A 23,118-nucleotide genomic window follows, 5' to 3' on the forward strand; every position below is an offset into this window, starting at 1 on the left:
CCAGTTGCACAACTGAATAACTGGACCCGCGCTCTCGCAAAGGCGGCAGGCGATTACCGCCAAACACTTAATACGAGTATTTTATTTTGCAACGCATTTTGCAACATCTGCAATCAGCGACTTGCAATTTGCGACGTCCTTTTGCTTTCTCAGCAACAAAATGACGGGTAATAAGGCCAAAATGACAGACAGAGAATGAAAATGCGCGCCTGGAAGATCGAAAGTTTCAACTCGCCGGCAACGCTGTCGTCGGGCACTGTGCCTGTTCCTGCTGCGGGAGAGGTCTTGATCCGTGTGCGGGCTTGCGCTTTGAACTTTGCGGATACGCTGATGGCTGCCGGGAAGTATCAGGAGATGCCTGCGCTTCCGTTCACGCCCGGTCTGGAATGCGCGGGCGAGGTTGCGTCTTCGGGGCCATCAACTCACGGTCCCGCTCCGGGGACGCGCGTTGCCTGTTATGTCGGGCATGGCGGGCTGGCTGACTATGCTTGCGTGCCGGCAGAGCGGCTGATTGTGATCCCGCCGTCGATGTCGTTTGAGGAAGCGGCGGCTTTTCCGATTGCTTACGGCACCTCGCATCTGGCCCTGACCCACAAGGCCCGTCTTCAACCTGGCGAGACTCTTCTGGTTACAGGCGCTGCCGGGGGGGTTGGATTGACGGCGGTCGAGATTGGCAAGCAGTTGGGGGCGCGGGTCATTGCCACGGCGCGGGGCGACGAGAAGCTGAAAATCGCAGCGGCGGCGGGGGCGGATGTTCTGATCGACAGCGAAAGCCCGGACTTGAAGCAGCAGCTCAAGGCTTTGGGAGGGATGGACGTCACCTATGAAGCGGTTGGCGGGGCGTCGTTCGATGCGGCGTTGAGCGCGTCGCGGCCGGATGGTCGGATCTTGGCCATCGGCTTTGCGGGGGGAGACGTGCCGCTGATCAAGGCCAATCATCTGCTGGTCAAGAATGTCTCGGTCATGGGGTTCTGGTGGGGCGGCTATCTGCATTTCGCCCCGCATCTGCTGATGGAGAGCTTGAAAGAGCTGGTCGGCTGGTTTGAAGAAGGGCGGCTTAAGCCGCATGTTTCGGAAATTCTGCCGATGGAATGCTTTCTTGATGGGCTTGAATTGCTGCGGGCCAGAAAGGCCACCGGGAAGGTCGTGATCCGGCTCTGACCCGCTAAGGACAGCGTCCCCGTCGGGGACGCAAAATAGATCAAACGAAATCAACGTGTTACGATTTCATTTTAACGAAATCTTAACACATCCCCGCCTTAGGCCACCGCCTGCGGCTTGCTTGAACGCGCGGCATAGGCGCGGCGGATCATGGTCGCAAGCTCACTGACCGTTTCACTGTGGACTGGGTCGGCGACATAAAGGTTTACCTTCATCCGTTTCAATTCCGGCAGCGTCCCGCTATGCGCAATCCGTTCGACATAAGGTGGTTCGGACCCTGACAGCACCGTATGAACAGCCAGATCCGCACTGACGCTGGCCTCGATCGTCCGGGTTGAATCGCTTTCCACGGCCATCTGCCAAGGGATGCCTGCCGCGTCCAAAGCGGCCTGCACGCTTTGGCGGAAGATGCAGTTGTGTTCATAGGCCAGACGCAAGGGACGCTGCTTCCACGCAACACCCGAGGGTGCCCCCACCCAGACCAAGGGCAATTCGGCCAGCGTTTCGCCATCCGGATCAACGCCATCTTCGGTGGTCAGGATAATGTCGCATTCCCCACGCGCGAATTGCGCCCGCAAGACGCGGGTGAAGGACGAGATAAGCGTGACCTTCATTTTCGGGTAACTGCGGGCGAAATGTTGCAAGACCTGCGGAATCACAGGATAGACAATATCATGCGGCACTCCCAGCACGATCTCACCTTCATGCGGGTCGCGGGTCAGTCGCCCCATCACCTCGTCATTCAGTGACAGCATTTTGCGCGCATAGCCCAGAAGCTGTTCACCTGCCGCTGTCAGGGCAATCTGACGGCCCGAACGATCCAAGAGTTCGACGCCCAGCATTTCCTCTAAGCGCTTGATCTGCATGGAAACGGCCGATTGGGTCAGGTTCAGGAACCCAGAGGCCCGCGTAACGCCCCCCGCATCGGCCACAGCCACGAAAGACCGAAGGGCGACCATGTCGAGATTACGCGGCATATCACGATCCTTGATTCAAGACTTCAAAACCATTCGTTTTACGAATAGAGCGGGTGGCCGTAGTAAGATCAAGAGGTTTGATGAAAATGCCGTCAAACATCACGATAAAAGATGACCCGAAAGGAAAGACCATGTTTGCCTCGCTCCACACCGCAACCCTTGCCACGCGGCAGGTTCAGTCGGCTGGCAGCACCCCGCGCCTGATGACGCTTGTGCATGCCGCCCTTGCCGCGCATCGCCAGCGCCAATTCCTTGCGCGGATTGATGACCGTACATTGGCCGATATTGGCCTGAGCCGCAGCGACGCCTTGGCTGAAGCGGACCGCCCTTTCTGGGATTTGCCACCTGCCGCGCTGAATCATTGGGGTCGCTGAAGAATATCCGCCTCTGGCATATGAGTTTTGGCCGGAAGTCCTTGAAATTCGCGCCCCCTGCCCCGATATTTCCAACATAAGCTCTGGGCGGCACTGGCCGCCCGGTAAAATGGTGCAACTTCGGAGGCTTTAATGGCTGAGTATGACACGATCCGCACGGCTGGCGTTGGCGCGCGGGCCGCGGCTCAAATTGATGAGGGCCTTCGCGCCCATATGAACAAGGTTTACGGTCTGATGTCCGTGGGCATGCTGCTGACCGGCGGTGTGGCTTGGGCTGTTGGCACGTCTGATGCGCTGTTCTCGGTCTTCCGTGACCCGATGACGCTGCAACCGAATATCCTTGGCTGGGTTGTCATGTTCGCCCCGCTGATCATGGTTTTTGCCTTTGGCGCCATGATCAACCGCCTGTCGGTTTCGGCCGCGCAGTTGTTCTTCTATGCCTATGCGGCCGTTATGGGCCTGTCGATGGCATGGATCTTCAAGGCCTTTACCGGCGTCTCGATCGCCCAGACCTTCCTGATTACGGCAATCGCCTTCGCCAGCCTGTCGCTCTACGGCTATACGACGAAGAAGAACCTGTCGGGCATGGGCACCTTCCTGATGATGGGTCTGATTGGCCTGATCGTCGCGATGATCGTGAACATCTTCCTCGCCTCGTCGGCGCTGTCCTTTGCCATCTCGGTGATCGGTGTGCTGATTTTCGCGGGTCTGACCGCCTATGACACGCAGAACATCAAGAACACCTATGTCCAGCACGCAATGGCCGCCGATCAGGAATGGCTGGGCAAGGCCGCCATCATGGGCGCGCTGCAGCTGTATCTGGACTTCATCAACCTGTTCATGTTCCTGCTGCAATTCCTTGGCAACCGCGAATAACGCGGGGAACATCGTACGGATCGGGCCGCCTTTGGGCGGCCCTTTTCATTTCTGCGCCACCTGCGAAGATAACGCGATTTCAGGAGAGTTAAGATGCCGCATTTCACGCCGGATCAGATCAAGCCGGACGCCTCGGACGGGGTTGGAAACCCCTGTGGCCCCTATCGGGCCGAGTTGTTGTCAGATACCGGCGGGTTGACGCAGTTTGGCTGTTTTATCGAAGTGCTGCCGCCGGGATCGAAATCCAGCCTGAAACATTGGCATCAGGAAGAGGATGAGCTGGTCTATATGCTGGCCGGAGAGGTTGTCTTGCGGGAAGGCGAGTCCGAGGTGGTGATGCGGCCCGGCGATACGGCCACGTTCAAGGCGGGCGTGGCGGTCGGCCATTGTCTGGAGAACCGCTCTGGCGCCGAGGCGCGGTATATGGTGGTGGGGACGCGATCGGTTGCGGATGTGGTGACCTATCCGGATCATGACCGGATTTTGCGCTATGACCGGGCGACCGATACGCGGGTTTACACGACCTTGGCGGGGAAGCCGTCGATCAGCGCCTATAAGGGCTGATCGTATGCTGTCCTGGCGGAAAGATTTTGACAGCTGCCATTACCAGGCCTAGCCTTTTTGGCTTCTGGGGGGAGAAAGACCATGGCGCTGAAGATTATTGGCGCCGGGATGGGACGCACGGGCACAGAATCGATGCGCTTTGCGCTCAACCGGCTGGGGATGGGACCGACCCACCATATGGTGGAATGTCTGGAAAATGAGCAAACCGGCTCGCGATGGCGGGCCTTTGCGGCAGGACAGGCCGCCGCGGATTGGGGGGCGCTGTTTGAGGGTTATTCCTCGGCGGTGGACTGGCCTTCCGTGTCGTGGTGGCGCGAAATCTGGGAGGCCAACCCCGGGGCGAAGGTGATCCTGACATGGCGCAGCGCTGAAAGCTGGTGGGGCAGTTTCGAAAAGACGATCCGCGAAGTGCTGCTGAAGGCCGAGGATAACCCGGACCATTTGCCGATGAATGCGGTTCGGCGGTTGCTCGGGGAGGCTTGGAAAGACAGGGAGGCGGCGATTGCGGCCTATGACGCCCATGTCGAGGATGTAAAGCGGACTGTGCCAGAAGATCGGCTGTTGGTGCACAAGCTGGGCGATGGCTGGGGGCCACTTTGTGCTTTTCTTGGTGTGCCTGTTCCTGACGACCCCTATCCGCGGGTCAATTCCACGGCCGAATTCCAGCAGCGGTTTACCAGCGCCCCATAGGCAGGAAATGCAAAAGGCCGCCCGGAGGCGGCCGATATGCGTCCCAAAGGGCCAGATCTTACTTGATCTTGCCTTCTTTGTATTCGACATGCTCACGCTTGACCGGATCGTACTTACGCACGGTCATCTTTTCGGTCATGGTGCGGGCATTCTTCTTGGTCACATAGAAGTGCCCGGTGCCCGCCGTCGAGTTCAGACGGATCTTGATCGTCGTCGGCTTCGCCATAGTAAATCTCCTGAATGCAGAGAAAAGCGGTTTCCCTGCGACGTTAGCTGGCGGCGCTTATGCCTTCGTCATCGGACAGAGTCAACTTGATATTGGCGTTTTTTTCTCGCACGAATTTCAGGGTGGTTTTTCAATTTTCTCGGGTGAAACAGTGCATTTCGGTATCGACCTTGGAACGACCAATTCTCTGATCTCTGTTTTTCGCGACGGCAAGGCAGAATTGGTCCCGAATGCCTTGGGCGACGTTCTGACACCGTCGGTCGTGGCCTTGCAGAACGGTCAGCTGGTGGTCGGCGCGGCGGCGCGCAGGATTGCGATTGCCGAGCCGTCGATGGCTGCGGCGGTGTTCAAGCGGGGCATGGGAACGGACCGGGCGTTTCGGTTGGGGTCCAAGGACTTTGGCGCGCCCGAGCTTTCGGCCATGATTCTGGGCGCGCTGAAAGCTGATGCCGAAGCCCATCTGGGCGTTGAGGTGCGAGAGGCCGTTGTCTCGGTCCCGGCCTATTTCAACGAACTTCAGCGCAAAGCGGTGCGAAGCGCGGGGGCGCTGGCGGGGTTGCATATCTCGCGGCTGATCAATGAACCCACGGCGGCGGCGCTTGCCTATGGCCTGCATGAGCGGGAAGCAGAGGGCCGCGTTCTGGTGATTGATCTGGGCGGCGGCACCTTTGACATTTCGCTTTTAGAGATGTTCGACGGCGTGATCGAGGTCAGGGCCAGTTCGGGTGATGCCTTTCTGGGAGGCGAGGATTTCACCGAAAGCCTTGCCAAATACATGGCGGCGCAATGGGCGGTGGACCCACATGACACGGAATTGCGTCCGATTCTTCTGGATTTGGCTGAACGGACAAAACGCAAGCTGACGCAAGAGACGAAGGCCAGTGTTTCAACCACGCTGAACGGCGCCGAAAAGACGCTTGAGATCACGCGGGAGCGGTTCGACGAAATCACTGCCCCCCTGATCACAAGGCTGAATGCGCCTTTGGATCGGGCTTTGAATGACACGACCACGTCGCCCGAAGAAATTGGCCGGATCATTCTTGTTGGTGGCGCGACACGGATGCCGGGTATCCGCAATTGGGTGACGCGCAAGCTGCGTCAGTTTCCGACCGTTGGTCTTGACCCCGACCATGTGGTTGCGCTTGGCGCTGCCGTTCAGGCCGGACTGATCGCAAATGACGCCGGGCTGGAAGATATGGTGATGACGGATGTTGCGGCCTTTACGCTGGGGGTCGAGACCTCTGTCTTGGCCGGCACGAACATCCGCAGCGGCTATTTCACCCCGCTGATCGAGCGGAATTCGGTGATCCCGACCTCTCGCTCGGAACAGTTTCACGCCATGGAACTGGGGCAGACAGAGGTGGTCTTTCGTATCTTTCAGGGCGAATCCCCTTTGGTGCGCAACAACCTTTATCTGGGCGAAGTGAAGGTTCCAGTGCCGCGCAACATGAACGAGCGGGAAGGCGTGACGGTGCGCTTTACCTATGATGTCTCGGGGCTGTTGGAAGTGGATGTGAAGGCGAACTCGACGGGGAAGACCGCCAATCTGGTGATCGACAAGCTGGCCGGAGAGATGAGCAAGGCCGATATCGCGGTGGCGTTGAAGAAGATGGCGGGGCTAAAGACCCATCCAAGGGATGAGGCCGAGAACATCTATCTGAGAAGCCGGATCGAGGCGGCCTATGCGATGGCGCATGGCGAGGCGCGGACTTGGGTGGCGGGCTTGTTGGTCCAATTCGATACAGCCGTCGAGGCGCAGGACAAACATGCCCTAAAGGCGTTGCGGCCAGACCTGCACAAGGCGTTGGACGCCTTTGAGGCTGGCCATGTCAACTAAAGCGAAATGGCCTTGGTCCGTTCTGGACCTGCCGAAAATGCCGGACACCGAGGCAGAGATTCGACGCGCCTATGCAAAGCGATTGAAGCAGATTGATCAGGCGACGGATATCGAGGGCTTTGCCGCCTTGCGGCAGGCCTATCAATCGGCGCTGCGGATGCGGCAGGACAGGACAAACGCCAAAGAACGCCGCGCTGCTGCCAAGGCTGCACCTGCCGAGGATGTTGCGGAACTGGCTGCGCCCTTGCCTGTTGTGCAGTTTCATGAGCCGGTAACGCCCATGGACAACCCGGGTGAACAGGCGGTTGAACCAAGCGCCAAGGACGATGAATGGGCAGCGCTGAGGCAGAGAGAGCAGGAATTTCAGGCGCTTATCACCTTTCTGGGAGTGCCGAATACGCGCCAGTCTTTGGGGGAGCGTATTTGTGAGGCCTTGGCGTCGCCCTTTGTGGCGGATGAGGACTATGGCCCGCGCCTGCGCCGCGAGATGGCCCGGTTGGTGTCTAAGAATACACGGCAGGATTCTCTGGGCGAGTTGGAACTGTCAGAAAGCATTGATGCCGCTACGATCCAAGCCTTGGACCGGCGTTATGGCTGGCTTTCGGACCACAACGCGTTTCGGCGCGATTTCTGGGGCAATCAGACCATGCTGAATGCGATGGCCACGCGGGTTTACGGAAACAGCGTGGCACCTGCGGAAATTCGCCAACCAAAAGGTCGGTGGGGGCGGTTTTGGGAAGAAATGGGGGCACCCAGTTGGGCTGTCATTGTGTGCCTGATCCTGCTCTTGAAGCTCGTGGGGGCGGTGACCGCGCCACAACCTTAGGCCCGCTATCATCGCATAGACTTGCCTTGGCCCCTTTTGGCGTTTAGATCGCCCCTCACCGGTCGCAGCCTACCCGGTTATCAAAACAAGGGTTCAAAATGAAAACACTTACGATCTGCTCGGGCGGGCTCGATTCCGTATCGCTTGCCCATATCATTGCGCGAGAACATGAGCTGACGCGTCTGGTGTCCTTTGACTATGGTCAACGGCACCGCAAAGAGCTGGACTTTGCCGCAGAGGCGGCGCGCCGCCTTGGGGTTCCCTTTCACCTGATCAACATTCGGGCGATTGGCGCGGGGCTGACGGGGTCGGCGCTGACCGACAATATCGACGTGCCCGATGGACATTATGCCGAGGAAACCATGCGGATCACCGTGGTTCCGAACCGCAATGCCATTATGCTGGCCATTGGCTTTGGGGTGGCGGCGGCGAATGGCGACGAGGCGGTCGCGACGGCGGTGCATGGCGGCGATCACTTCATCTATCCCGATTGCCGCCCGGCCTTTACCCGCGCCTTCAACGAGATGCAGCAGGCGGCGCTGGACGGCTATGCAAGCGTGCAGCTTTACACGCCCTTTGTGGAACGCACGAAGGCCGACATCGTGCGCGAAGGGGCCAAGGTTGGCACGCCCTTTGCCGAGACGTGGTCGTGCTACAAGGGGGGCGCGCATCATTGCGGGCGCTGTGGCACCTGTGTCGAACGGCGCGAGGCCTTTCATCTGGCGGGCGTTGAAGACCCCACGGTCTATGACGATCCGGCGTTCTGGATCGAGGCGATTGCCAATCGCGAGGGCCGCTGATGTACCGGATACGCAAGGAATTTCACTTTTCCGCCTCGCATCAGCTCAGCCACCTGCCCGCCGATCATCAATGTGCCCGGTTGCATGGTCATAATTACATCGTGGTGGTCGAGCTTTCGGCGCCCGCGTTGAACAGCGACGGGTTCGTGCGGGATTATCACGATCTGAAGCCGCTGAAGACCTATATCGACGACAGCTTTGACCACCGTCACCTGAACGACGTGCTGACGGGCCCGTCGACTGCAGAGAACATGGCCAAGCATTTCTATGATTGGTGCAAGGCGCAGTGGCCTGAAACCACGTCGGTTGCGGTCAGCGAGACGCCGAAGACATGGGCGGAATATCGACCATGACCCTGCGGATTGCCGAGATTTTTGGGCCAACGGTTCAAGGCGAAGGCGCACTGATCGGCGAGCCGACGGTTTTTGTGCGGGCCGGTGGCTGCGATTACCGGTGCAGTTGGTGCGACAGCCTGCATGCGGTGGACAGCGCCTATCGCGAAACATGGAAGCCGATGGCCGAGGCTGCGATCTGGGCCGAGGTCGAAAGGCTGTCGCGTGGCAAGCCCCTGACCGTTTCGATCAGCGGCGGCAACCCGGCGATCCAGGATTTTGGTCCGTTGATCAGCATGGGCAAGGCTGCGGGATACCGTTTCGCCTGTGAAACCCAAGGGTCCATCGCGCGGGACTGGTTTGGGGATCTGGACATGTTGGTGCTGTCGCCCAAGCCGCCCTCTAGTGGGGAGGTGGTGGATTGGGGAGCCTTTGCCGCCTGTGTCGACGCCGGACGAAAGGCGCGGCAGCAGGTGATGAAGATCGTGGTCTTTGACCGCGTGGATTATGACTGGGCCAAGGATGCCCATGCGCGCCACCCGGGCCTGCCCTTGTATCTGCAACCGGGAAACCCCGAGGTTGACCCGGAAAAACCCGTCAATCCGCAGGATCTGGCCGACCGTCTGGAATGGCTGGTGGAAACGGCTATGGCGGATGGTTGGTTTACCCCCCGCATTCTTCCCCAGATGCATGTGCTGATCTGGGGCAACAAACGTGGCGTCTGATTTCAGGAGACACCCATGACGCAAGATATCTATCAAAACCTCACCCAGCTTGGCGGCGCGACGCGGCTGCCCGAGTCGCCAGAGCAGGCCGAGTTGGAACGGGTGCCGAACCCGCAGGCCGATGTGGCCTATATGGTGCGGTTCACCGCGCCCGAGTTCACCTCGCTGTGCCCGATCACTGGCCAACCCGATTTCGCGCATCTGATGATTGATTACGTTCCCGGCCCTTGGCTTGTGGAATCGAAATCGCTGAAGCTGTTCCTTGGATCATTCCGCAATCACGGTGCGTTTCACGAGGATTGCACGGTGTCGATCGCGCGGAGGCTGGTTGATTTCCTTGAGCCGCAATGGCTGCGGATCGGCGGCTATTGGTATCCGCGCGGCGGCATTCCGATTGACGTCTTTTGGCAGTCCGGCCCCGTTCCTGCCGGTGTCTGGGTGCCAGACCAAGGTGTGCCGCCCTATCGCGGGCGCGGCTAAGGCCAAGGTCGATGATTTGCGCGGATGGCCTGTAAGCCGGATTCTGTCCCGGGGTTGCCCCCTTGGATGACCATTCCTCTGCCCCCGCCGTTACCGACGGGATCTAGCTGCCAACCCGGGCCTCTGGGCTGAAGTGTCCCTGCGGAGGTCTCTGCTGTTGCCTTGCGGCGGGCGCAGACCTTTCCACACGAGGCCCCTATTCGGCATTGCTCCGGGTGGGGCTTGCCGTGCCGGCCCTGTTACCAGAACCGCGGTGAGCCTTACCCCACCGTTTCACCATTGCCCCGCAAGCGAGGCTGTCTGTTCTCTGTGGCGCTTTCCCTGGGGTTACCCCCGCCGGGCATTACCCGGCACCCTTACTTCATGGAGTCCGGACTTTCCTCGCGTCCCATTGCTGAGACACGCGGTCATCCAGCCATCCGCGCGGTGTGGGGATTACGCGGGCGATGGCGCGGCGTCAACGGGGATTTGCGGCAAGCGCGGCCAGCACGCGCAGGTCATCTTCGGCCAAGGGGCCAGAGGCATGGGGTCGAAAGCGCAGGCGAAAGGCGCGAAGGAGAAGGTCATCGGGGTGGTCGCCGTAACCCAGATTGCGGGTCATTGGGCGAAACTGGCCGGGGTCAGGCGACGTATCGGATGGCGTCGGCCAGATTGCCAGACCAAGACGCGCAAGCCGTTGCCAGTCGAATTTCGGGCCGGGATCTGATTTGCGGGCCGGGGCCATGTCGGAATGGCCGATGACATTGGCGGGCGGGATCGACCAGCGGTCCATGATGCCCCGAAGCAAGGATTCAAGGGCCTGCATCTGGGGTTCGGAAAACGGGTGGCTTCCGGTATTGGCAAGCTCGATCCCGATGGAATGGCTGTTCACATCGGTGATGCCCGCCCATTCGCCCGCCCCCGCATGCCAAGCGCGCTGCGCCTCATCAACCAGTTGCTCGCATTTTCCGGTTTCCGAGATCAGCCAATGGGCCGAGACTTCCGCCGTTGGATCACACAGGCGGTCACGCGCGGCGGCGCAACTGTCCATACCGGTATAATGCAGAACAATAATCGAGGGGCGAACGCCGCCACGCCTTTCGCCGAAATTCGGAGAGGGCAGCGTCACCGCAGACGGAAAGGCGAAGGATCCCAACCGCAGGCATAGCCGTCACCATCGGGGTCCAGCCCAAGCCGGTCACGCTCTGGTCCGCCTTTGGCAAGGAATTCGGTCTGTGCCAGATCAGGCGAGGCATAGTTCGCGCATTTCGCGGCGCTGTTGCCGATGCCAAAAGACGACCGCTTGTAAAGCTGGGTGCCGACCGGGTTGGTGGTGGCCAAAGCGTAATCGACGATATTCGGGCCAAGTTCACCCGGACGGGTTGGCAGAGCACCGGGTTGAATCACGACGTATTGCGAGCGGTTCCGTTCGATCCGTTCCTTGTCGCTGGCGATGGTTTCGCGCTGCGAGACGGCCTGAAAGTCGTTTTCATCGGAAATCGAAGCACTGCCGGTGGCATGAACCATCTCGCCCGATTCTTCCTTGATGTTCGAAGGCGCGTTGCCGCGTGGGCGGATGCCCGCGCCCACCACTGCGGGTGCCGGATTGGTGGGTGTGGCCCCGATCACGGCACCCGTCCCGCTGCTGGGTGGCAGGCCACCACCGTCAGCGCGGTCAATTGCGGCGCCGACGACATCGGTCGAGAAACCCGGCGGAACAATCGGTTGCGGGCGCGCGGCTGCGGCCTCACGTTCGCGCAGATAGGCGTTGTAATCGTTGTATCCGGCGCCCGCCCCACTGTCCGGCACAGTCGGCCCACACGCCGCAAGTGCGAGGGAAGAAACCGTCAGAAGAGCAGGCAAGCGCATTTCAATTGAACCGTTCAGTGGACGTCGAAGGCGGCAGTTACCACCATTTCTGCGGCTTTGCCACAAATCCCGCTGCGCGTTCCAGCACATAGGCGTGATTTAGCAAGTTCGCCTCGTCCCATGGACGGCCAATCAATTGCAGGCCCAGTGGCAGACCCTGTGCGTTCAACCCGACAGGCACCGCGACCCCCGGCAGACCGGCAAGGTTCAGCGTGACAGTGAAGACGTCCATAAGATACATTTCGACCGGGTCTGCAGCACCCTTCTCGCCGATGCCAAAGGCCGCCGACGGGGTGGTCGGGGCGAGGATTGCATCAACACCGGCCTCGAAGGCCAGTTCGAAATCGCGCTTGATCAGCGCGCGAACGCGGCGGGCGCGGTTGTAATAGGCGTCATAGAAGCCAGCAGAGAGCACATAGGTGCCTGCCATGATCCGGCGCTGCGTTTCCGGGCCAAAGCCTTCGGCGCGAGTCTTTTCATACATCTCGGTGATGCCGTCACCGGCCGAGAGTTTGGCACGGTGGCCATAGCGCACGCCGTCATAGCGGGCGAGGTTCGACGAGGCCTCTGCAGGCGCGATGACATAATAGGCAGGCAAGGCGTATTTCGTGTGCGGCAGGCTGATATCGACGATCTCGGCGCCCGCGTCGCGCAGCATGTCCATGCCCTTGTCCCAGAGCGCGGCGATTTCGGCAGGCATCCCGTCCAGACGGTATTCGCGAGGGATACCGATCTTCTTGCCACGGATGTCACCGGTCAGCGCGGCCTCGAAATCCGGCACGGCGATATCGGCGCTGGTCGAATCCTTGGGGTCGTGCCCCGCCATCGCGCCCAGCATGATGGCTGCATCGCGCACCGATTTGGTCATTGGGCCCGCCTGATCCAGCGAGGAGGCATAGGCCACGATGCCCCAGCGGCTGACGCGGCCATAGGTCGGCTTGATCCCGGTGATGCCGCAGAAGGCGGCGGGCTGGCGGATGGAACCGCCGGTATCGGTGCCGGTCGCTGCAATGCAAAGGTCGGCGGCAACGGCAGAGGCCGACCCGCCCGACGAACCACCGGGCGTCAGATTGCGGTCGTCGATCTTCCACGGGTTGACGGCCGGGCCATAGCACGAGGATTCGTTGGACGAGCCCATGGCGAATTCGTCCATGTTCAGCTTGCCCAGCATGACCGCGCCCGCTTCCCACAATTTCGCGGTCACGGTGGATTCGTATTCCGGCTTGAAGCCTTTCAGGATGTTCGAGCCTGCCTGAGTGGCCACGCCCTTGACGGCGAAAAGATCCTTGATGCCGACCGGAATGCCGCACATCGACGGAGCATCGCCTGCCTTGATCCGCAGATCAGCCGCGCGGGCCTGATCCAGCGCCAGTTCCGGCGTCTTGTGAACAAAGGCGTTCAACTGATCGCCCGCATCCATTGCCGTCAGACAGGACATGGTCAGGTCAACCGCCGAAACCTCGCCCTTTTTCAGCGCATCGCGCGCCGCTTCGATTGTCCAGCCGTTCACGCTCATTCCACCACCTTCGGTACCGCAAAGAAGCCCTCACGCGCGTCGGGCGCGTTCTTCAGCACGGCCTCCTGAATATTGCCATCGGTCACCACATCGACGCGGCGCTTCAGCCGCTGTGGGGTGACACTGGTCATGGGTTCGATCCCTGTCACGTCGACCTCGTTCAACTGCTCCATGAAGCCAAGGATCGACGAAAGCTTTTGCGCCAAGGGCGGCAAGTCTTCATCATTCACCCGGATGCGGGCCAGTTTTGCCACCTTGCGGGCGGTTTCGATGTCGATGGACATGGGGTTTCCCTTTCCTTCAGTCCCGCTCCGTTTAGCCCCCTGCCCCCGGCCCTGCAAGTCCTTGGCCGCAGGGGGTTGCCGGGAAAGGGAAAGAGTGGTCAGGATGACGGTCCAAATTACAGGACCACACGCGCAATAGGGCGTTTGGCAGAGGAAGGTTGATAATGAAGATTACTTGGTTGGGCCATTCTACTTATCGGATCGAGGTTGAAGAGGCGGTGCTGCTGATTGATCCGTGGCTGCATGGCAATCCGATGTTTCCGCAGGACCGGATTGACGAGGCGATTGCGGGAGTGACGCATATTCTGGTGACCCATGCCCATGGCGACCATGCCTCGGGCGTTCTGGAATTTGCGCAGAAAACCGGAGCGATGATCGCCACCGTGCATGAGTTGGCCGAGTGGTTTGAGCGTCAGGGCGCAGAGAACGTCATGGGCTTTGGTCGTGGCGGCACCATTGATTGCGGCGGTGCTGCGGTGACGATGGTCGCAGCCTCGCATTCTTCCAGTGTCGACTATCTGGGCGGCGATCCGATTGTGGCCGGTTCAGCCAATGGGTTCATGATCGCTGGCGAGGGCGAGGTCATCTATGTATCAGGCGACACCGATCTGATGGCCGATATGGAATGGATGGGGGATTATCACAAACCCACCATCGGTATTCTGTGCTGTGGCGGGCGTTATACGATGGATATGAAACGGGCGGCCTATGCGGCGCGGCGCTATTTCCGGTTCAAAACCGTGATCCCCTGCCACTATCTGACCTACCCCATCTTGGCGCAAAGCGCCGATGACTTACGCGCCGGGGTTCCGATCGGAACACAGGTGATCGAACCCAAGGTGCTGGAACCGATCACATTCTAAGGCGATCAGCCTTTGGTGGCAGAGCGCACGGCAAGCTCTGCCATCTGTATGATCGCCTCTCGGCTGTCGGCCACCGCAATGAAGCGGGCGTTGTGGCAGAACTTCGCCCCCTTCACGCCAGAGGCCAGCTCTAGTGCCGCATCGGTCAGACCCGCCCATTCTGCTGGCAAATCAGCCCGTTGGGCAAAACTTGACTCGCTGATCTTGATGCCGTTCAAGGCCCAGTCCGAGTCTCGGGGATGGATGACGAACAAGAGATGATCCGCCCCCGACTTTTCAATGGCCTCGCGATAGGGCATGCCCATCGGCAATTCCAGAATGGGGCTGGGGCCAGCTCTTTCGATCGCGGCGCGCACAATCATCTCGGCCCGAAGTTTCGCTGTCATCTGGCGCAAGACCGCCTCGACCAAGGCGCGGGCGACATCGACGGCAACCGCAAAGGCCGCGTCTTCTGCCTCGCGTTCCTTGGCATCGAAAACGGGCTTCAAGTTTTCAAGCAAGACAGGCAGCGAAAGGCTGGCAAGGAGGCCTGCGGCCCCCGGATCAATTGCGCCGTTGTCCATCAGGTCGATGGGAAGAACGAAACTTTGATCGAATTCCGCGTGAACCTTGGGAATATCTGCGTCTGGAACGTTTAGGGCAGCAAGATAGCGCGGCCCATATTCTCTCCAGATCAGGCCGAATGAACTGAAAGGCTGCCCATCCGCGCGCAGGGGCGGGTTTTTCTGGTGGTGGTCAAAGATCGCTTTGCCGGCATCGAAATCACGCCCAACGTCATAGATAACCCGGTCAGCCGCCGGGGTCGTCCAGCGATCATCACGGCTGCGCACCAACTGGGCTTTCGGAAAGAGCCGTGTCAGCACCACGGTCGACATCAGATCATCGGCGTGAAAACCGCCGGAATGGGTCACAAGGAAATCGGGCGTCATGGGCTTTCCCGTCGTGGCAGGGGCGGAAGGGGCGGTCAGGCCTTAGTTTCCGGTCAGGTAATCAGCCGAAACATAGCCCGAAACACCCGGTGCATTCGAGAGGGAGACGCGGCACCACAGCTGGCCGACCTCTGTCACGCAGTCGCGGCGGGTCAGCCGAGTGCCATCGGGCAAGCCCAGCACGATGTTGTAGCCCAAGCCCGGCCCGGCCCGCATCTTCAAAAGGTCAGCGTCGCCAACCCCTTTGACAGCAACCGTCTGACCCGTCGAGCCGACACAGCCCGCGAGAAGGAATGCCACGAGGGCAAAAGTTCCCGAAGTTCTGAACAGTGACACGGCGACAAATCCCTCTGAAGCTGCGGTTTAGCATCGTGAAAACGCAGGCGATTACAAGGCCTTATTTTGGGAAATCCCTACACGAGCCGAGCCTGACTGCGCCATTTTCGGAATAGAAAGGCCGCCCCTTGGCGACCTTTCATCATGCTTCGCGGGTCGGTTTGCCGACTTGCGGCCGGTTAGTGTGTCCAGGCGCCCCGGCGGTCGGTTGCAAAGTTTTCGCCATAGCCGCGCTGACGGATGATCGGCTTCCGCGCCTTGGGCTGGACGATTTCATAGTCGATGCCTTTGGCCTTGGCATATGCTTCGGCGGCCTCGGCGCTGTCGAAGCGCAGTTTGACTTGGGCTTGGGTGTCATCCGACGAGGTCCAGCCCATCAGCGGATCAACCTCACGCGAGGTGGCGGGCGCAAATTCCAAAACCCAAGTGCGGGTCTTTGCGGTGCCAGATTGCATTGCGGTTTTGGCAGGCTGGTAGATGCGGGCGCGCATGGAATCCTCCGGAATACTTGCCCCTATATGGTCCAAAAGCGGTTGCCGGTTCAAGCGCGAAGGCGCCGCAGGCCGCGGCCCAAAAACAAAAGTGCTGCCGATTACGCCTGCGAACCCTTCTGGGGAGGGGCGGATAGACGAAACCGACAGCACCAGTCTGCTGCTTGCCCAACCAACATGCGTGTCTTTTGCGAATATTTCAACCCGAAGATGCATGATGCGACAGAATGATCACGCGGCTTCCGGTTTTTCCAGAACGACGATCAGATAGCGGTTGTAATGGCGAAAGGCGTGAGAGGTGCGCGTATTGGCCGTCAGCCTCTGCACCAGGTTTTCCCGCCGACGTTTCGAGAGGATCGCCGAGATCAACTTGGCCAAGGCCCAATAAAGTTTTGGCTTCTTGCGGCGGATTTCGTCCTGCGTACGCGATAGGCCAAGACCAAGGACGTTGAAGAAGCCCTGCTCAAGATCAATCGAGGGGGCCACGCTGTCGGTGATGTCTTCTTCGTGGCGCACGATCAGCGGCGACTGGGCCAAAGCGGCGCGGAAGGCCGCGACCTGATGCCCGCCGCCGGGTTGCGGACCTTCGGCTTTGCGCCCCTTATAGGCCTCGGTCCGGAAGCAATCTGCAATCAGGATCTTTCCGCCCGGCCTTAACAGCGACAGGCAGCGCGGCAGGCTTTCTTTCAGTGGAATATATTGAAAACTTTCGGAAAAAAGGCACAGATCATAGGGGCCCGTGCCTTTGAAATCTTCGAATAGGCATTCATGTACCGTGGCTTGGGGGGCGTTTTCGCGGCAACGCCCTGCCAGATAGGATGAGGGCACGACGATGTCGACCTGATGACCAAGAGCGATCAGTTTTGCGGCGGTGATCCCAGCCCCGCCCCCGATATCGAGGATACGCAGCGGCATTCGCGGAAGGTGGCTGAACAGCTTTGCCGTATAGGCATCCTGCGCCTGACGCAGATTGCCGGCGGCGACCTCCAGCCCGTCCCACAGCCCGTAATGAAGATTTTCTGCGCCCGTCAACCAAGTGATCAGCGCAACCCCGGTGTCGAGGCCAATGGCCTTTGAGTCGATCTTTTCTCCCATAGGTTCGGCTTATGCCATTCGTTGATGCCGGGCAATCGGCTGCGGCCTTGGGCCCGATTTGTCTTTTCAAAGGTGTTCCGGCGCAACAGCGCCTGTGCATGACACTTTTGGTTTCAGAACCCTTGCATTAGAACAAAAACAGATCAAATCTCCTCCCCTGCCCGAGGAAGCGCCATGCATAACAATGCCCCCGACCATTTGCCGGATGTAAGCCGCGTCATGCCCGCCCGCGAAAAGCTGGAAGGTGGCAAGCGGTTTGTCCTGCACACACCGTTCAAACCGGCGGGCGACCAGCCAACGGCGATTGCCGAATTGTCGGCAGGGGTGATGGCGGGGGAACACGATCAAGTGTTGCTGGGGGCCACGGGCACCGGCAAGACCTTTACCATGGCCAAGGTCATCGAAGAAACGCAGCGCCCGGCCATCATCCTTGCCCCGAACAAGACATTGGCCGCGCAATTATACGGCGAATTCAAAGGGTTCTTCCCCGACAACGCGGTCGAATATTTCGTTTCCTATTACGATTATTACCAGCCCGAAGCCTATGTGCCGCGGTCTGACACCTATATCGAGAAGGAAAGCCAGATCAACGAGCAGATCGACCGGATGCGCCACTCGGCCACCCGTGCGCTGTTGGAGCGGGACGATGTGATCATCGTCGCCTCGGTTTCGTGCATCTACGGTATCGGCTCGGTCGAGACCTATTCGGCGATGACGCAAGACCTTATTGCTGGCCAGATGTATGACATGCGCAAAGTCATTGCCGAACTGGTGGCGCAGCAATACCGCCGCAATGAACAAGGCTTTCAGCGCGGGTCATTCCGGGTGCGGGGCGATGTGGTGGAAGTTTGGCCAGCCCACCTTGAAGACCGCGCCTGGCGGTTTTCGTTCTTTGGCGAAGAGCTTGAATCCATTCTGGAAATCGACCCTTTGACGGGGACAAAGACCGACAGTTTCAATCAGATCCGTATTTACGCCAACAGCCACTATGTAACGCCGCGCCCGACGATGCAGCAGGCGATCAACGGCATCAAGAAAGAGCTGCGGCAGCGACTGGATCAGTTGGTGAATGAAGGCAAGCTGCTGGAAGCCCAACGGCTGGAGCAGCGGACGAATTTCGATCTGGAAATGCTGGAGGCAACCGGCGTCTGCAACGGGATCGAAAACTATTCCCGCTATCTGACGGGCCGCGCACCGGGGGAACCGCCGCCGACGCTGTTCGAATTCATCCCGGACAACGCCATTGTTTTTGCAGATGAATCCCACGTTTCGGTGCCGCAGATCGGCGGCATGTACCGGGGCGACTATCGGCGCAAGTTCACGCTGGCGGAACACGGGTTCCGCCTGCCCTCTTGTATGGACAACCGCCCGCTGAAGTTCGAGGAATGGGATGCGATGCGGCCCCAATCCATCTTCGTCTCTGCCACCCCCGCGGCGTGGGAGATGGAGCAGGCTGGCGGCGTTTTCGCCGAACAGGTGATCCGCCCGACGGGCCTGTTGGATCCGGTGGTGGAAATCCGACCTGTTGAGATGCAGGTGGATGACCTGCTGGACGAAATTCGCAAAGTCGCGGCCCAAGGGTTGCGGGTGCTGGTCACCACGCTGACCAAGCGCATGGCCGAAGACCTGACCGAATATTTCCACGAGCAGGGCATCCGCATCCGCTATATGCATTCCGACATCGACACCATTGAACGCATTGAAATCCTTCGGGATTTACGTCTGGGCGCGTTTGATGTGCTGGTGGGCATCAACCTGTTGCGCGAAGGGTTGGACATTCCGGAATGCGGGCTGGTGGCCATTCTGGACGCCGATAAAGAAGGGTTCCTGCGGTCTGAAACCTCACTGATCCAGACGATTGGCCGCGCCGCGCGAAACGCCGAGGGCCGCGTGATCATGTATGCCGACCGGATCACCGGCAGCATGGAGCGTGCGCTTGCCGAAACCAACCGACGCCGCGCCAAGCAGATTGCCTATAACGAAGAACACGGCATCACCCCGCAAACGGTGAAGAAGAACGTCGAGGACGTGCTGGCGGGCCTGTGGCAAGGCGATACGGATATGTCGCGCGTCACCGCCAAAGTGGAAAAGGCGAATGTCGGTCAGAACCTTGCCGCCCATCTGGATGCTCTGCGGGCGCAGATGCGCAAGGCCGCCGAGAACCTTGAATTCGAGGAAGCCGCCCGCCTGCGCGATGAGGTGAAGCGGTTGGAAGCGGTGGAATTGACCGTGGCCGACGACCCGCTTGCGCGGCAGTCGGTGATCGAAGAAGCCGTTGAAGAGGCTCAGAAAATGTCGGGCCGCAGCACGGCCGGGCGGGCCGGACAACGCGGCGGGAACAAACGGCGGCGACGTTAATTGGCGGCGATGGAGCGCGGAGCCATGGCACGTTCATCCAGCCAAAGTTGTCCCTTCCGATAGCCCCCACGGACGAGGTGGCCGGGCGCTGCTATTTCCGGGTACTGTTCCACCCAATCGCGATACCGGTCATTGGTAATAATCTGCGCCCCGTTTTCCCGCGCGGCGGCCAGAATGACCGGATCTGCCGGTTGACCTTTGGCCACGACGAGAACCTGTTGGTCCGCAAGCCCAAGCCTTTGAGCGAAATAATGGTCACCGCGGTACTGATCCCAAAGTTTCCAGCCTGCGTTCGCATCAAACACCACCCCGACGCGAAAACCCTTCCCCTTGAGATAGGCAATCACATCGAGAAGTGGCTGCAACTGGGGCCTCTCGTCCAGCCAGTGCATGACATTCGACCCGTCTATGATGACATCCTGACGTAGGCGCCCCGCTTTGCGGCCCCGCCACCATTCTTGCAGCAGAAGATACAGGCTTGCGGCCAGCATTGACGCCGCAAGCATCTGTAAATCCTGAAAATCTTTAAGAACAGTCGTGACGATGAGGGCAGAGAAGGAAAGGGCAAATAGCACGAGCGAAGGAAGCATCTGAAAATCTCAAACTAAGGGTCGGGGCCTAAATTGCCCCCGCCACCTCATACATCACGGGTTCGAAGCCTTTGCAAAGCGTGTTGATGTGGCGGTTTCGTTCGCGCATTTCGGGGCTGCGGAGCATGGCCTGATAGTGGCCCCGGCTTTCCCATTGCGAATAGTTGCAGATGCGGGTTCGCGCATCGTTAATGTGCAGCGCCGCCGAAATGAAACCCGGTTGGTTGCGGATCACTTCTGAAAAGGCGGCTTGCAGCGCCTCCATCAGATCATCGGCTGTGGCTGGGGTCAGCTCGAAGGTGGTGATGACAGTTTGGCCGTGAAAGTCGTTGGAAATCTTTGGCATTTCAGGTACCTCCCAGAACCATGATGCCACAGTTGGGACCGCCATGAAATTCCTTGATCCGAACCATCCGTTCTTTCGCAAGGTCTGGGTACGCTGGGTGACCGCGCTGGCCCCGATGGCCTGGGGCGCGTTTGAGTTCTGGATGCAGCAGCCCTTTTGGGGAATTATCTTTGGCGCAGCAGGGGTTTACGCCTATTACACGTTGATCGTGAAAGGCCCCGATCAGGCTTCTTGAAGCAGGTTTGCGACCTCGGCGGCTAGGGCTTGAACTTCGGCTGAGGCGGCGGATTTTCCGGCCTCGACCACCCCCAAACCGCGACCCAAAGTTTCTGCATAAACAACGCGTTGGCCAAAGCTGGACTCGGCCACGGCGGCGAGTTCTTTTGCAGATGCAGCAACCTCGCGTGCGAGGTTGGTGTTGGGCTTGACCCGGTTCAGAACAACGATGGGTTTGCGCCGTTCGCGGGCAACCAGATCCAGCACCCCATCGGTGGCCCAGAGATCGACCTGAGAGGTGGCGACAGGGATCAGCACCAGATCGGCCTCGCGCAGCGCGGGGCGCAGGTCGGCATCCACTTTCGGGGGCGTGTCGACAATCACCAAGTCATTGGTTTTGCGCAGCTTTTCACATTCATAGCTGACCCCCCAGGCGCTTGCGGTCGAGAGGTCCAGACCGGGGTCGCCAAGCGCCTCGCGCCGGGTCATGAACCAGCGGCCAAGGCTGCCCTGCGGATCAGTGTCGAGAAGGGCGATTTTCAGCCCCTGACGCGCAAATTCCACCGCGAGGTTGATCGCCAGCGTGGTCTTGCCTGACCCGCCTTTTTGCTGTGCAACCGTGATGACCTTGCCCATGAGAGCCCCCTTTTGCCGCGATGCAGCATAGGCCGATTCGCCCCCCGCGAACAGGGTGGAATCCGCGACAAATGGGCGGTGTGACCCCGTGTTCATGGCGTGGTTTTTCCGTGTGCAGGCCGTGGTGTTTCCGTGGGCACAGCGAAACCACAGCAAAAGGGCGCGGTTTGGCCCGCGCCCTTGGCGTCTGAGTCGGGCTGAAGCGCGACCTACGGTTAAATGCCGAGCAGTTTCATCGCCTCGGCCAAGGCATCGACCGAGCCTTGATGATCGCCCGCGGCGTGCAGTTCTTCGCCCTTGGCGCGGAGTTCCTTGACCTTAGCCAGATCGGCCTCGGACAGGCTGGCGTTGGGCAGCGCCGCGTCAATCGCGGCCATGTCGGCGGGGCAGTGGAAGGCGAAAGCCGGGGCCGCAAAGAGGGCGAAGGCGGCAGCAAGCAAGTGGCGGTGCATGGGTAATCTCCCTGTGAAACGGGGCGTGAAATCCTGCCCCTGAGAGGAAGTGTAGCATGGATTGGTGTTGCGGCGAGTAACGGAAGCATGACCTGCGCCAAAGGCGCGGAGGGCAGCGCCCGACCGAGGCGGGAAGCGAAGCGCCCGCCGTGGGGGCCTGCGGGCGCTGCCCGTGCTACCGCACGGGTGAAGGGGGTTCGGATTGCGACCGGGAGGCGGGGAGTAGGAAGTAAACTAATAACGATTCATGAAGTCTCGTGCCCGTCATCGTCATCAATATCAATGACGTCATGAACATCAGTTAGCTTGTAGGCAATAGGCCGACTTCCTCTGTGCAAAACCAGGACATCAACAACAAAGCCCTTCTTAAATATGTTTTCATCAGCTTCACGGATTACGTGCTTAATACGTTGCTCGGACAGTCCAGATGCATATATCAATGGTAATTCTTTATCCGTTACCTCTGAAATAAGTACGCGCTCACCACTTCTCTTGTCTGTCGGCGCATCATTCACGTCTGATCGAGTGAAAATCATTAGAGTTCGCTCAACGGCTCGATCAGCTTGAGCTTCAAGGCGGCGATACTCAGCGTCAATGGTTTTGGCAACGGACTGAGCTTCAGGAGTCGTGAATATGAATGCGGCACGAACTTGGCGCCGACCGTCTTCGAAAGTCGCGGCCTCTAGTCTTGCTGATGCATTGCGATCGTTTGCGATTGCAACCGTTGCATCAGTGAACGTCTTCAAGTCAGATCGAGTAAATCCACTAGGAATAACACCATCTCGAAGTTTCGTAATTCGATCTGCCCATTTCAATACGAAGTCGATAGCATGTCCAACTTGCTCGGTATGGCTAGCTATTATTGGCAGTGCTGGGGCCACTACGGGAATAAGATCAGCAATTATTGAGCCGGATCTGACCTCTTTGACATAAATTGTTGCCTCATTTTCGAGATCGTCGTTTCCCCTCACACTCTTACGGTATTCCGTCGCCAGTGAAGTGAATGCTCCCACGAATGCGGAAAGTTCGATGGGCTCTGAGTTGTTTAAAACAAGAGTAAGAACTACTGGTGGGTTTTCAACTTCCACGTCTAAAGCGTCAGTCACCATCAAAGATATCCGCTAAGGAAAAACGATAATCCAAATCCTCAGCCAAGGGTAGAATCGACACAGTGACGAGTCAAAGACTAATTCAGCCTGTGACTGCGCTGTTTCCTTCTTAACAAACTACAATCTCGCTCAATCCCAACCGTGTGGGCACGCGATTGGCTACGCCAATCTCTTTCGCCCA

29 protein-coding genes and 1 other RNA gene are annotated in these 23,118 nt (G+C 59.3%); 14 read left to right on the forward strand and 16 right to left on the reverse strand.

The genetic code is table 11. The features are described 5' to 3' along the window. Positions 1–201 precede the first annotated feature (201 nt). A complete protein-coding gene (locus ACSBLW_RS08085; RefSeq protein ID WP_435259703.1) occupies positions 202–1,161 on the forward strand; it encodes an NADPH:quinone oxidoreductase family protein in 960 nt (319 codons plus the stop codon). 98 nt (positions 1,162–1,259) lie between these two features. On the opposite strand, the gene ACSBLW_RS08090 is transcribed toward ACSBLW_RS08085, so the two are convergent. Beyond that, the gene (locus ACSBLW_RS08090) at positions 1,260–2,138 is read right to left on the reverse strand and encodes a LysR family transcriptional regulator (protein WP_435259704.1); all 879 of its coding nucleotides are present in this window, start codon (positions 2,136–2,138) and stop codon (positions 1,260–1,262) included. Positions 2,139–2,218: 80 nt separating this feature from the next. On the opposite strand from ACSBLW_RS08090, the gene ACSBLW_RS08095 reads away from it, so the two are divergent. The 4 genes from ACSBLW_RS08095 (at position 2,219) to ACSBLW_RS08110 (ending at position 4,642) form a co-directional block, all read left to right on the forward strand. After that, positions 2,219–2,512: a DUF1127 domain-containing protein gene (locus ACSBLW_RS08095; RefSeq protein ID WP_435259705.1), complete on the forward strand. Its 294-nt coding sequence runs from the start codon at positions 2,219–2,221 to the stop codon at positions 2,510–2,512. A 132-nt stretch (positions 2,513–2,644) separates the two neighbouring features. Further along, a complete protein-coding gene (locus tag ACSBLW_RS08100; protein ID WP_435259706.1) occupies positions 2,645–3,388 on the forward strand; it encodes a Bax inhibitor-1/YccA family protein in 744 nt (247 codons plus the stop codon). Positions 3,389–3,481: 93 nt separating this feature from the next. After that, positions 3,482–3,952: a cupin domain-containing protein gene (locus ACSBLW_RS08105; protein ID WP_435259707.1), complete on the forward strand. Its 471-nt coding sequence runs from the start codon at positions 3,482–3,484 to the stop codon at positions 3,950–3,952. Between the two features lie 81 nt (positions 3,953–4,033). Next, on the forward strand, positions 4,034–4,642 hold the full coding sequence (locus tag ACSBLW_RS08110; RefSeq protein ID WP_435259708.1) for a sulfotransferase family protein: 609 nt from the start codon (positions 4,034–4,036) through the stop codon (positions 4,640–4,642). A gap of 58 nt (positions 4,643–4,700) precedes the next feature. Here the strand turns inward: ACSBLW_RS08110 and rpmG are convergent, their stop codons facing one another. Further along, entirely contained in the window at positions 4,701–4,868 is a 168-nt protein-coding gene (gene rpmG, locus ACSBLW_RS08115) for a 50S ribosomal protein L33 (RefSeq protein ID WP_018301779.1), read from the reverse strand. A 151-nt stretch (positions 4,869–5,019) separates the two neighbouring features. Between rpmG and ACSBLW_RS08120 the strand changes: the two genes are divergently transcribed. The 6 genes from ACSBLW_RS08120 (at position 5,020) to queF (ending at position 9,868) form a co-directional block, all read left to right on the forward strand. Continuing rightward, a complete protein-coding gene (locus ACSBLW_RS08120; RefSeq protein WP_435259709.1) occupies positions 5,020–6,705 on the forward strand; it encodes an Hsp70 family protein in 1,686 nt (561 codons plus the stop codon). Then, positions 6,695–7,531, forward strand: a complete 837-nt coding sequence (locus ACSBLW_RS08125; RefSeq protein WP_435259710.1) for a hypothetical protein — start codon at positions 6,695–6,697, stop codon at positions 7,529–7,531. Before ACSBLW_RS08120 ends, ACSBLW_RS08125 begins: the two co-directional genes overlap by 11 nt. A gap of 98 nt (positions 7,532–7,629) precedes the next feature. Then, entirely contained in the window at positions 7,630–8,331 is a 702-nt protein-coding gene (gene queC, locus ACSBLW_RS08130) for a 7-cyano-7-deazaguanine synthase QueC (RefSeq protein ID WP_435259711.1), read from the forward strand. Continuing rightward, positions 8,331–8,684 (forward strand): 6-carboxytetrahydropterin synthase QueD, encoded by a 354-nt coding sequence (gene queD / locus ACSBLW_RS08135; protein WP_435259712.1) that lies wholly within the window; start codon positions 8,331–8,333, stop codon positions 8,682–8,684. The genes queC and queD overlap by 1 nt, the downstream gene beginning before the upstream one ends. Beyond that, positions 8,681–9,388, forward strand: coding sequence for a 7-carboxy-7-deazaguanine synthase QueE (queE, locus tag ACSBLW_RS08140; RefSeq protein WP_435259713.1), 708 nt, complete (start codon positions 8,681–8,683; stop codon positions 9,386–9,388). The genes queD and queE overlap by 4 nt, the downstream gene beginning before the upstream one ends. Positions 9,389–9,403: 15 nt before the next feature. Then, positions 9,404–9,868, forward strand: a complete 465-nt coding sequence (gene queF / locus ACSBLW_RS08145) for a preQ(1) synthase (protein WP_435259714.1) — start codon at positions 9,404–9,406, stop codon at positions 9,866–9,868. Positions 9,869–9,884: 16 nt separating this feature from the next. On the opposite strand, the gene rnpB is transcribed toward queF, so the two are convergent. From rnpB to gatC, 5 genes are all read right to left on the reverse strand, one after another. Then, positions 9,885–10,291, reverse strand: an RNA gene (gene rnpB, locus ACSBLW_RS08150) — RNase P RNA component class A. A gap of 34 nt (positions 10,292–10,325) precedes the next feature. Next, positions 10,326–10,976, reverse strand: a complete 651-nt coding sequence (locus tag ACSBLW_RS08155) for an N-acetylmuramoyl-L-alanine amidase (protein WP_435259715.1) — start codon at positions 10,974–10,976, stop codon at positions 10,326–10,328. Beyond that, positions 10,973–11,716, reverse strand: coding sequence for a hypothetical protein (locus ACSBLW_RS08160; RefSeq protein WP_435259716.1), 744 nt, complete (start codon positions 11,714–11,716; stop codon positions 10,973–10,975). The genes ACSBLW_RS08155 and ACSBLW_RS08160 overlap by 4 nt, the downstream gene beginning before the upstream one ends. Positions 11,717–11,753: 37 nt before the next feature. Further along, positions 11,754–13,232 (reverse strand): Asp-tRNA(Asn)/Glu-tRNA(Gln) amidotransferase subunit GatA, encoded by a 1,479-nt coding sequence (gene gatA, locus ACSBLW_RS08165; protein ID WP_435259717.1) that lies wholly within the window; start codon positions 13,230–13,232, stop codon positions 11,754–11,756. Continuing rightward, positions 13,229–13,516, reverse strand: a complete 288-nt coding sequence (gene gatC, locus ACSBLW_RS08170) for an Asp-tRNA(Asn)/Glu-tRNA(Gln) amidotransferase subunit GatC (protein WP_435259718.1) — start codon at positions 13,514–13,516, stop codon at positions 13,229–13,231. Before gatC ends, gatA begins: the two co-directional genes overlap by 4 nt. A 164-nt stretch (positions 13,517–13,680) precedes the next feature. Here gatC and ACSBLW_RS08175 point away from each other — a divergent pair, with 164 nt between their 5' ends. Further along, positions 13,681–14,379 (forward strand): metal-dependent hydrolase, encoded by a 699-nt coding sequence (locus tag ACSBLW_RS08175; RefSeq protein WP_435259719.1) that lies wholly within the window; start codon positions 13,681–13,683, stop codon positions 14,377–14,379. Between the two features lie 5 nt (positions 14,380–14,384). Here the strand turns inward: ACSBLW_RS08175 and ACSBLW_RS08180 are convergent, their stop codons facing one another. From ACSBLW_RS08180 to ACSBLW_RS08195, 4 genes are all read right to left on the reverse strand, one after another. Further along, positions 14,385–15,308, reverse strand: coding sequence for an MYG1 family protein (locus ACSBLW_RS08180; protein ID WP_435259720.1), 924 nt, complete (start codon positions 15,306–15,308; stop codon positions 14,385–14,387). Positions 15,309–15,350: 42 nt separating this feature from the next. Then, on the reverse strand, positions 15,351–15,638 hold the full coding sequence (locus ACSBLW_RS08185; protein WP_435260074.1) for an SH3 domain-containing protein: 288 nt from the start codon (positions 15,636–15,638) through the stop codon (positions 15,351–15,353). A gap of 185 nt (positions 15,639–15,823) precedes the next feature. After that, positions 15,824–16,135, reverse strand: coding sequence for an ETC complex I subunit (locus ACSBLW_RS08190; protein ID WP_435259721.1), 312 nt, complete (start codon positions 16,133–16,135; stop codon positions 15,824–15,826). Positions 16,136–16,366: 231 nt separating this feature from the next. After that, positions 16,367–17,230: a class I SAM-dependent methyltransferase gene (locus ACSBLW_RS08195; RefSeq protein WP_435259722.1), complete on the reverse strand. Its 864-nt coding sequence runs from the start codon at positions 17,228–17,230 to the stop codon at positions 16,367–16,369. Between the two features lie 174 nt (positions 17,231–17,404). On the opposite strand from ACSBLW_RS08195, the gene uvrB reads away from it, so the two are divergent. Further along, complete coding sequence (gene uvrB, locus ACSBLW_RS08200) at positions 17,405–19,588, forward strand: excinuclease ABC subunit UvrB (RefSeq protein WP_435259723.1); 2,184 nt, start codon at positions 17,405–17,407, stop codon at positions 19,586–19,588. Here the strand turns inward: uvrB and ACSBLW_RS08205 are convergent. Both ACSBLW_RS08205 and ACSBLW_RS08210 read right to left on the reverse strand, forming a co-directional pair. Continuing rightward, positions 19,585–20,178, reverse strand: coding sequence for an NYN domain-containing protein (locus ACSBLW_RS08205; protein WP_435259724.1), 594 nt, complete (start codon positions 20,176–20,178; stop codon positions 19,585–19,587). The genes uvrB and ACSBLW_RS08205 overlap by 4 nt on opposite strands. A gap of 28 nt (positions 20,179–20,206) precedes the next feature. After that, complete coding sequence (locus ACSBLW_RS08210) at positions 20,207–20,524, reverse strand: antibiotic biosynthesis monooxygenase family protein (RefSeq protein ID WP_435259725.1); 318 nt, start codon at positions 20,522–20,524, stop codon at positions 20,207–20,209. Positions 20,525–20,567: 43 nt separating this feature from the next. On the opposite strand from ACSBLW_RS08210, the gene ACSBLW_RS08215 reads away from it, so the two are divergent. Further along, the gene (locus ACSBLW_RS08215; RefSeq protein WP_435259726.1) at positions 20,568–20,759 is read left to right on the forward strand and encodes a hypothetical protein; all 192 of its coding nucleotides are present in this window, start codon (positions 20,568–20,570) and stop codon (positions 20,757–20,759) included. On the opposite strand, the gene parA is transcribed toward ACSBLW_RS08215, so the two are convergent. The 3 genes from parA to ACSBLW_RS08230 form a co-directional block, all read right to left on the reverse strand. Continuing rightward, on the reverse strand, positions 20,747–21,376 hold the full coding sequence (gene parA, locus ACSBLW_RS08220; RefSeq protein WP_435259727.1) for a ParA family partition ATPase: 630 nt from the start codon (positions 21,374–21,376) through the stop codon (positions 20,747–20,749). The genes ACSBLW_RS08215 and parA overlap by 13 nt on opposite strands. 215 nt (positions 21,377–21,591) lie before the next feature. Continuing rightward, positions 21,592–21,828: a hypothetical protein gene (locus tag ACSBLW_RS08225; protein WP_435259728.1), complete on the reverse strand. Its 237-nt coding sequence runs from the start codon at positions 21,826–21,828 to the stop codon at positions 21,592–21,594. Positions 21,829–22,073: 245 nt separating this feature from the next. Continuing rightward, positions 22,074–22,937 carry a hypothetical protein gene (locus ACSBLW_RS08230; protein WP_435259729.1) on the reverse strand — a complete coding sequence of 288 codons (864 nt, stop codon included), beginning with the start codon at positions 22,935–22,937 and terminating at the stop codon, positions 22,074–22,076. Positions 22,938–23,118 lie beyond the last annotated feature (181 nt).

Origin of the sequence: Thioclava sp. FR2, assembly GCF_051200875.1 — a bacterium.
GTDB lineage: Bacteria > Pseudomonadota > Alphaproteobacteria > Rhodobacterales > Rhodobacteraceae > Pseudotabrizicola.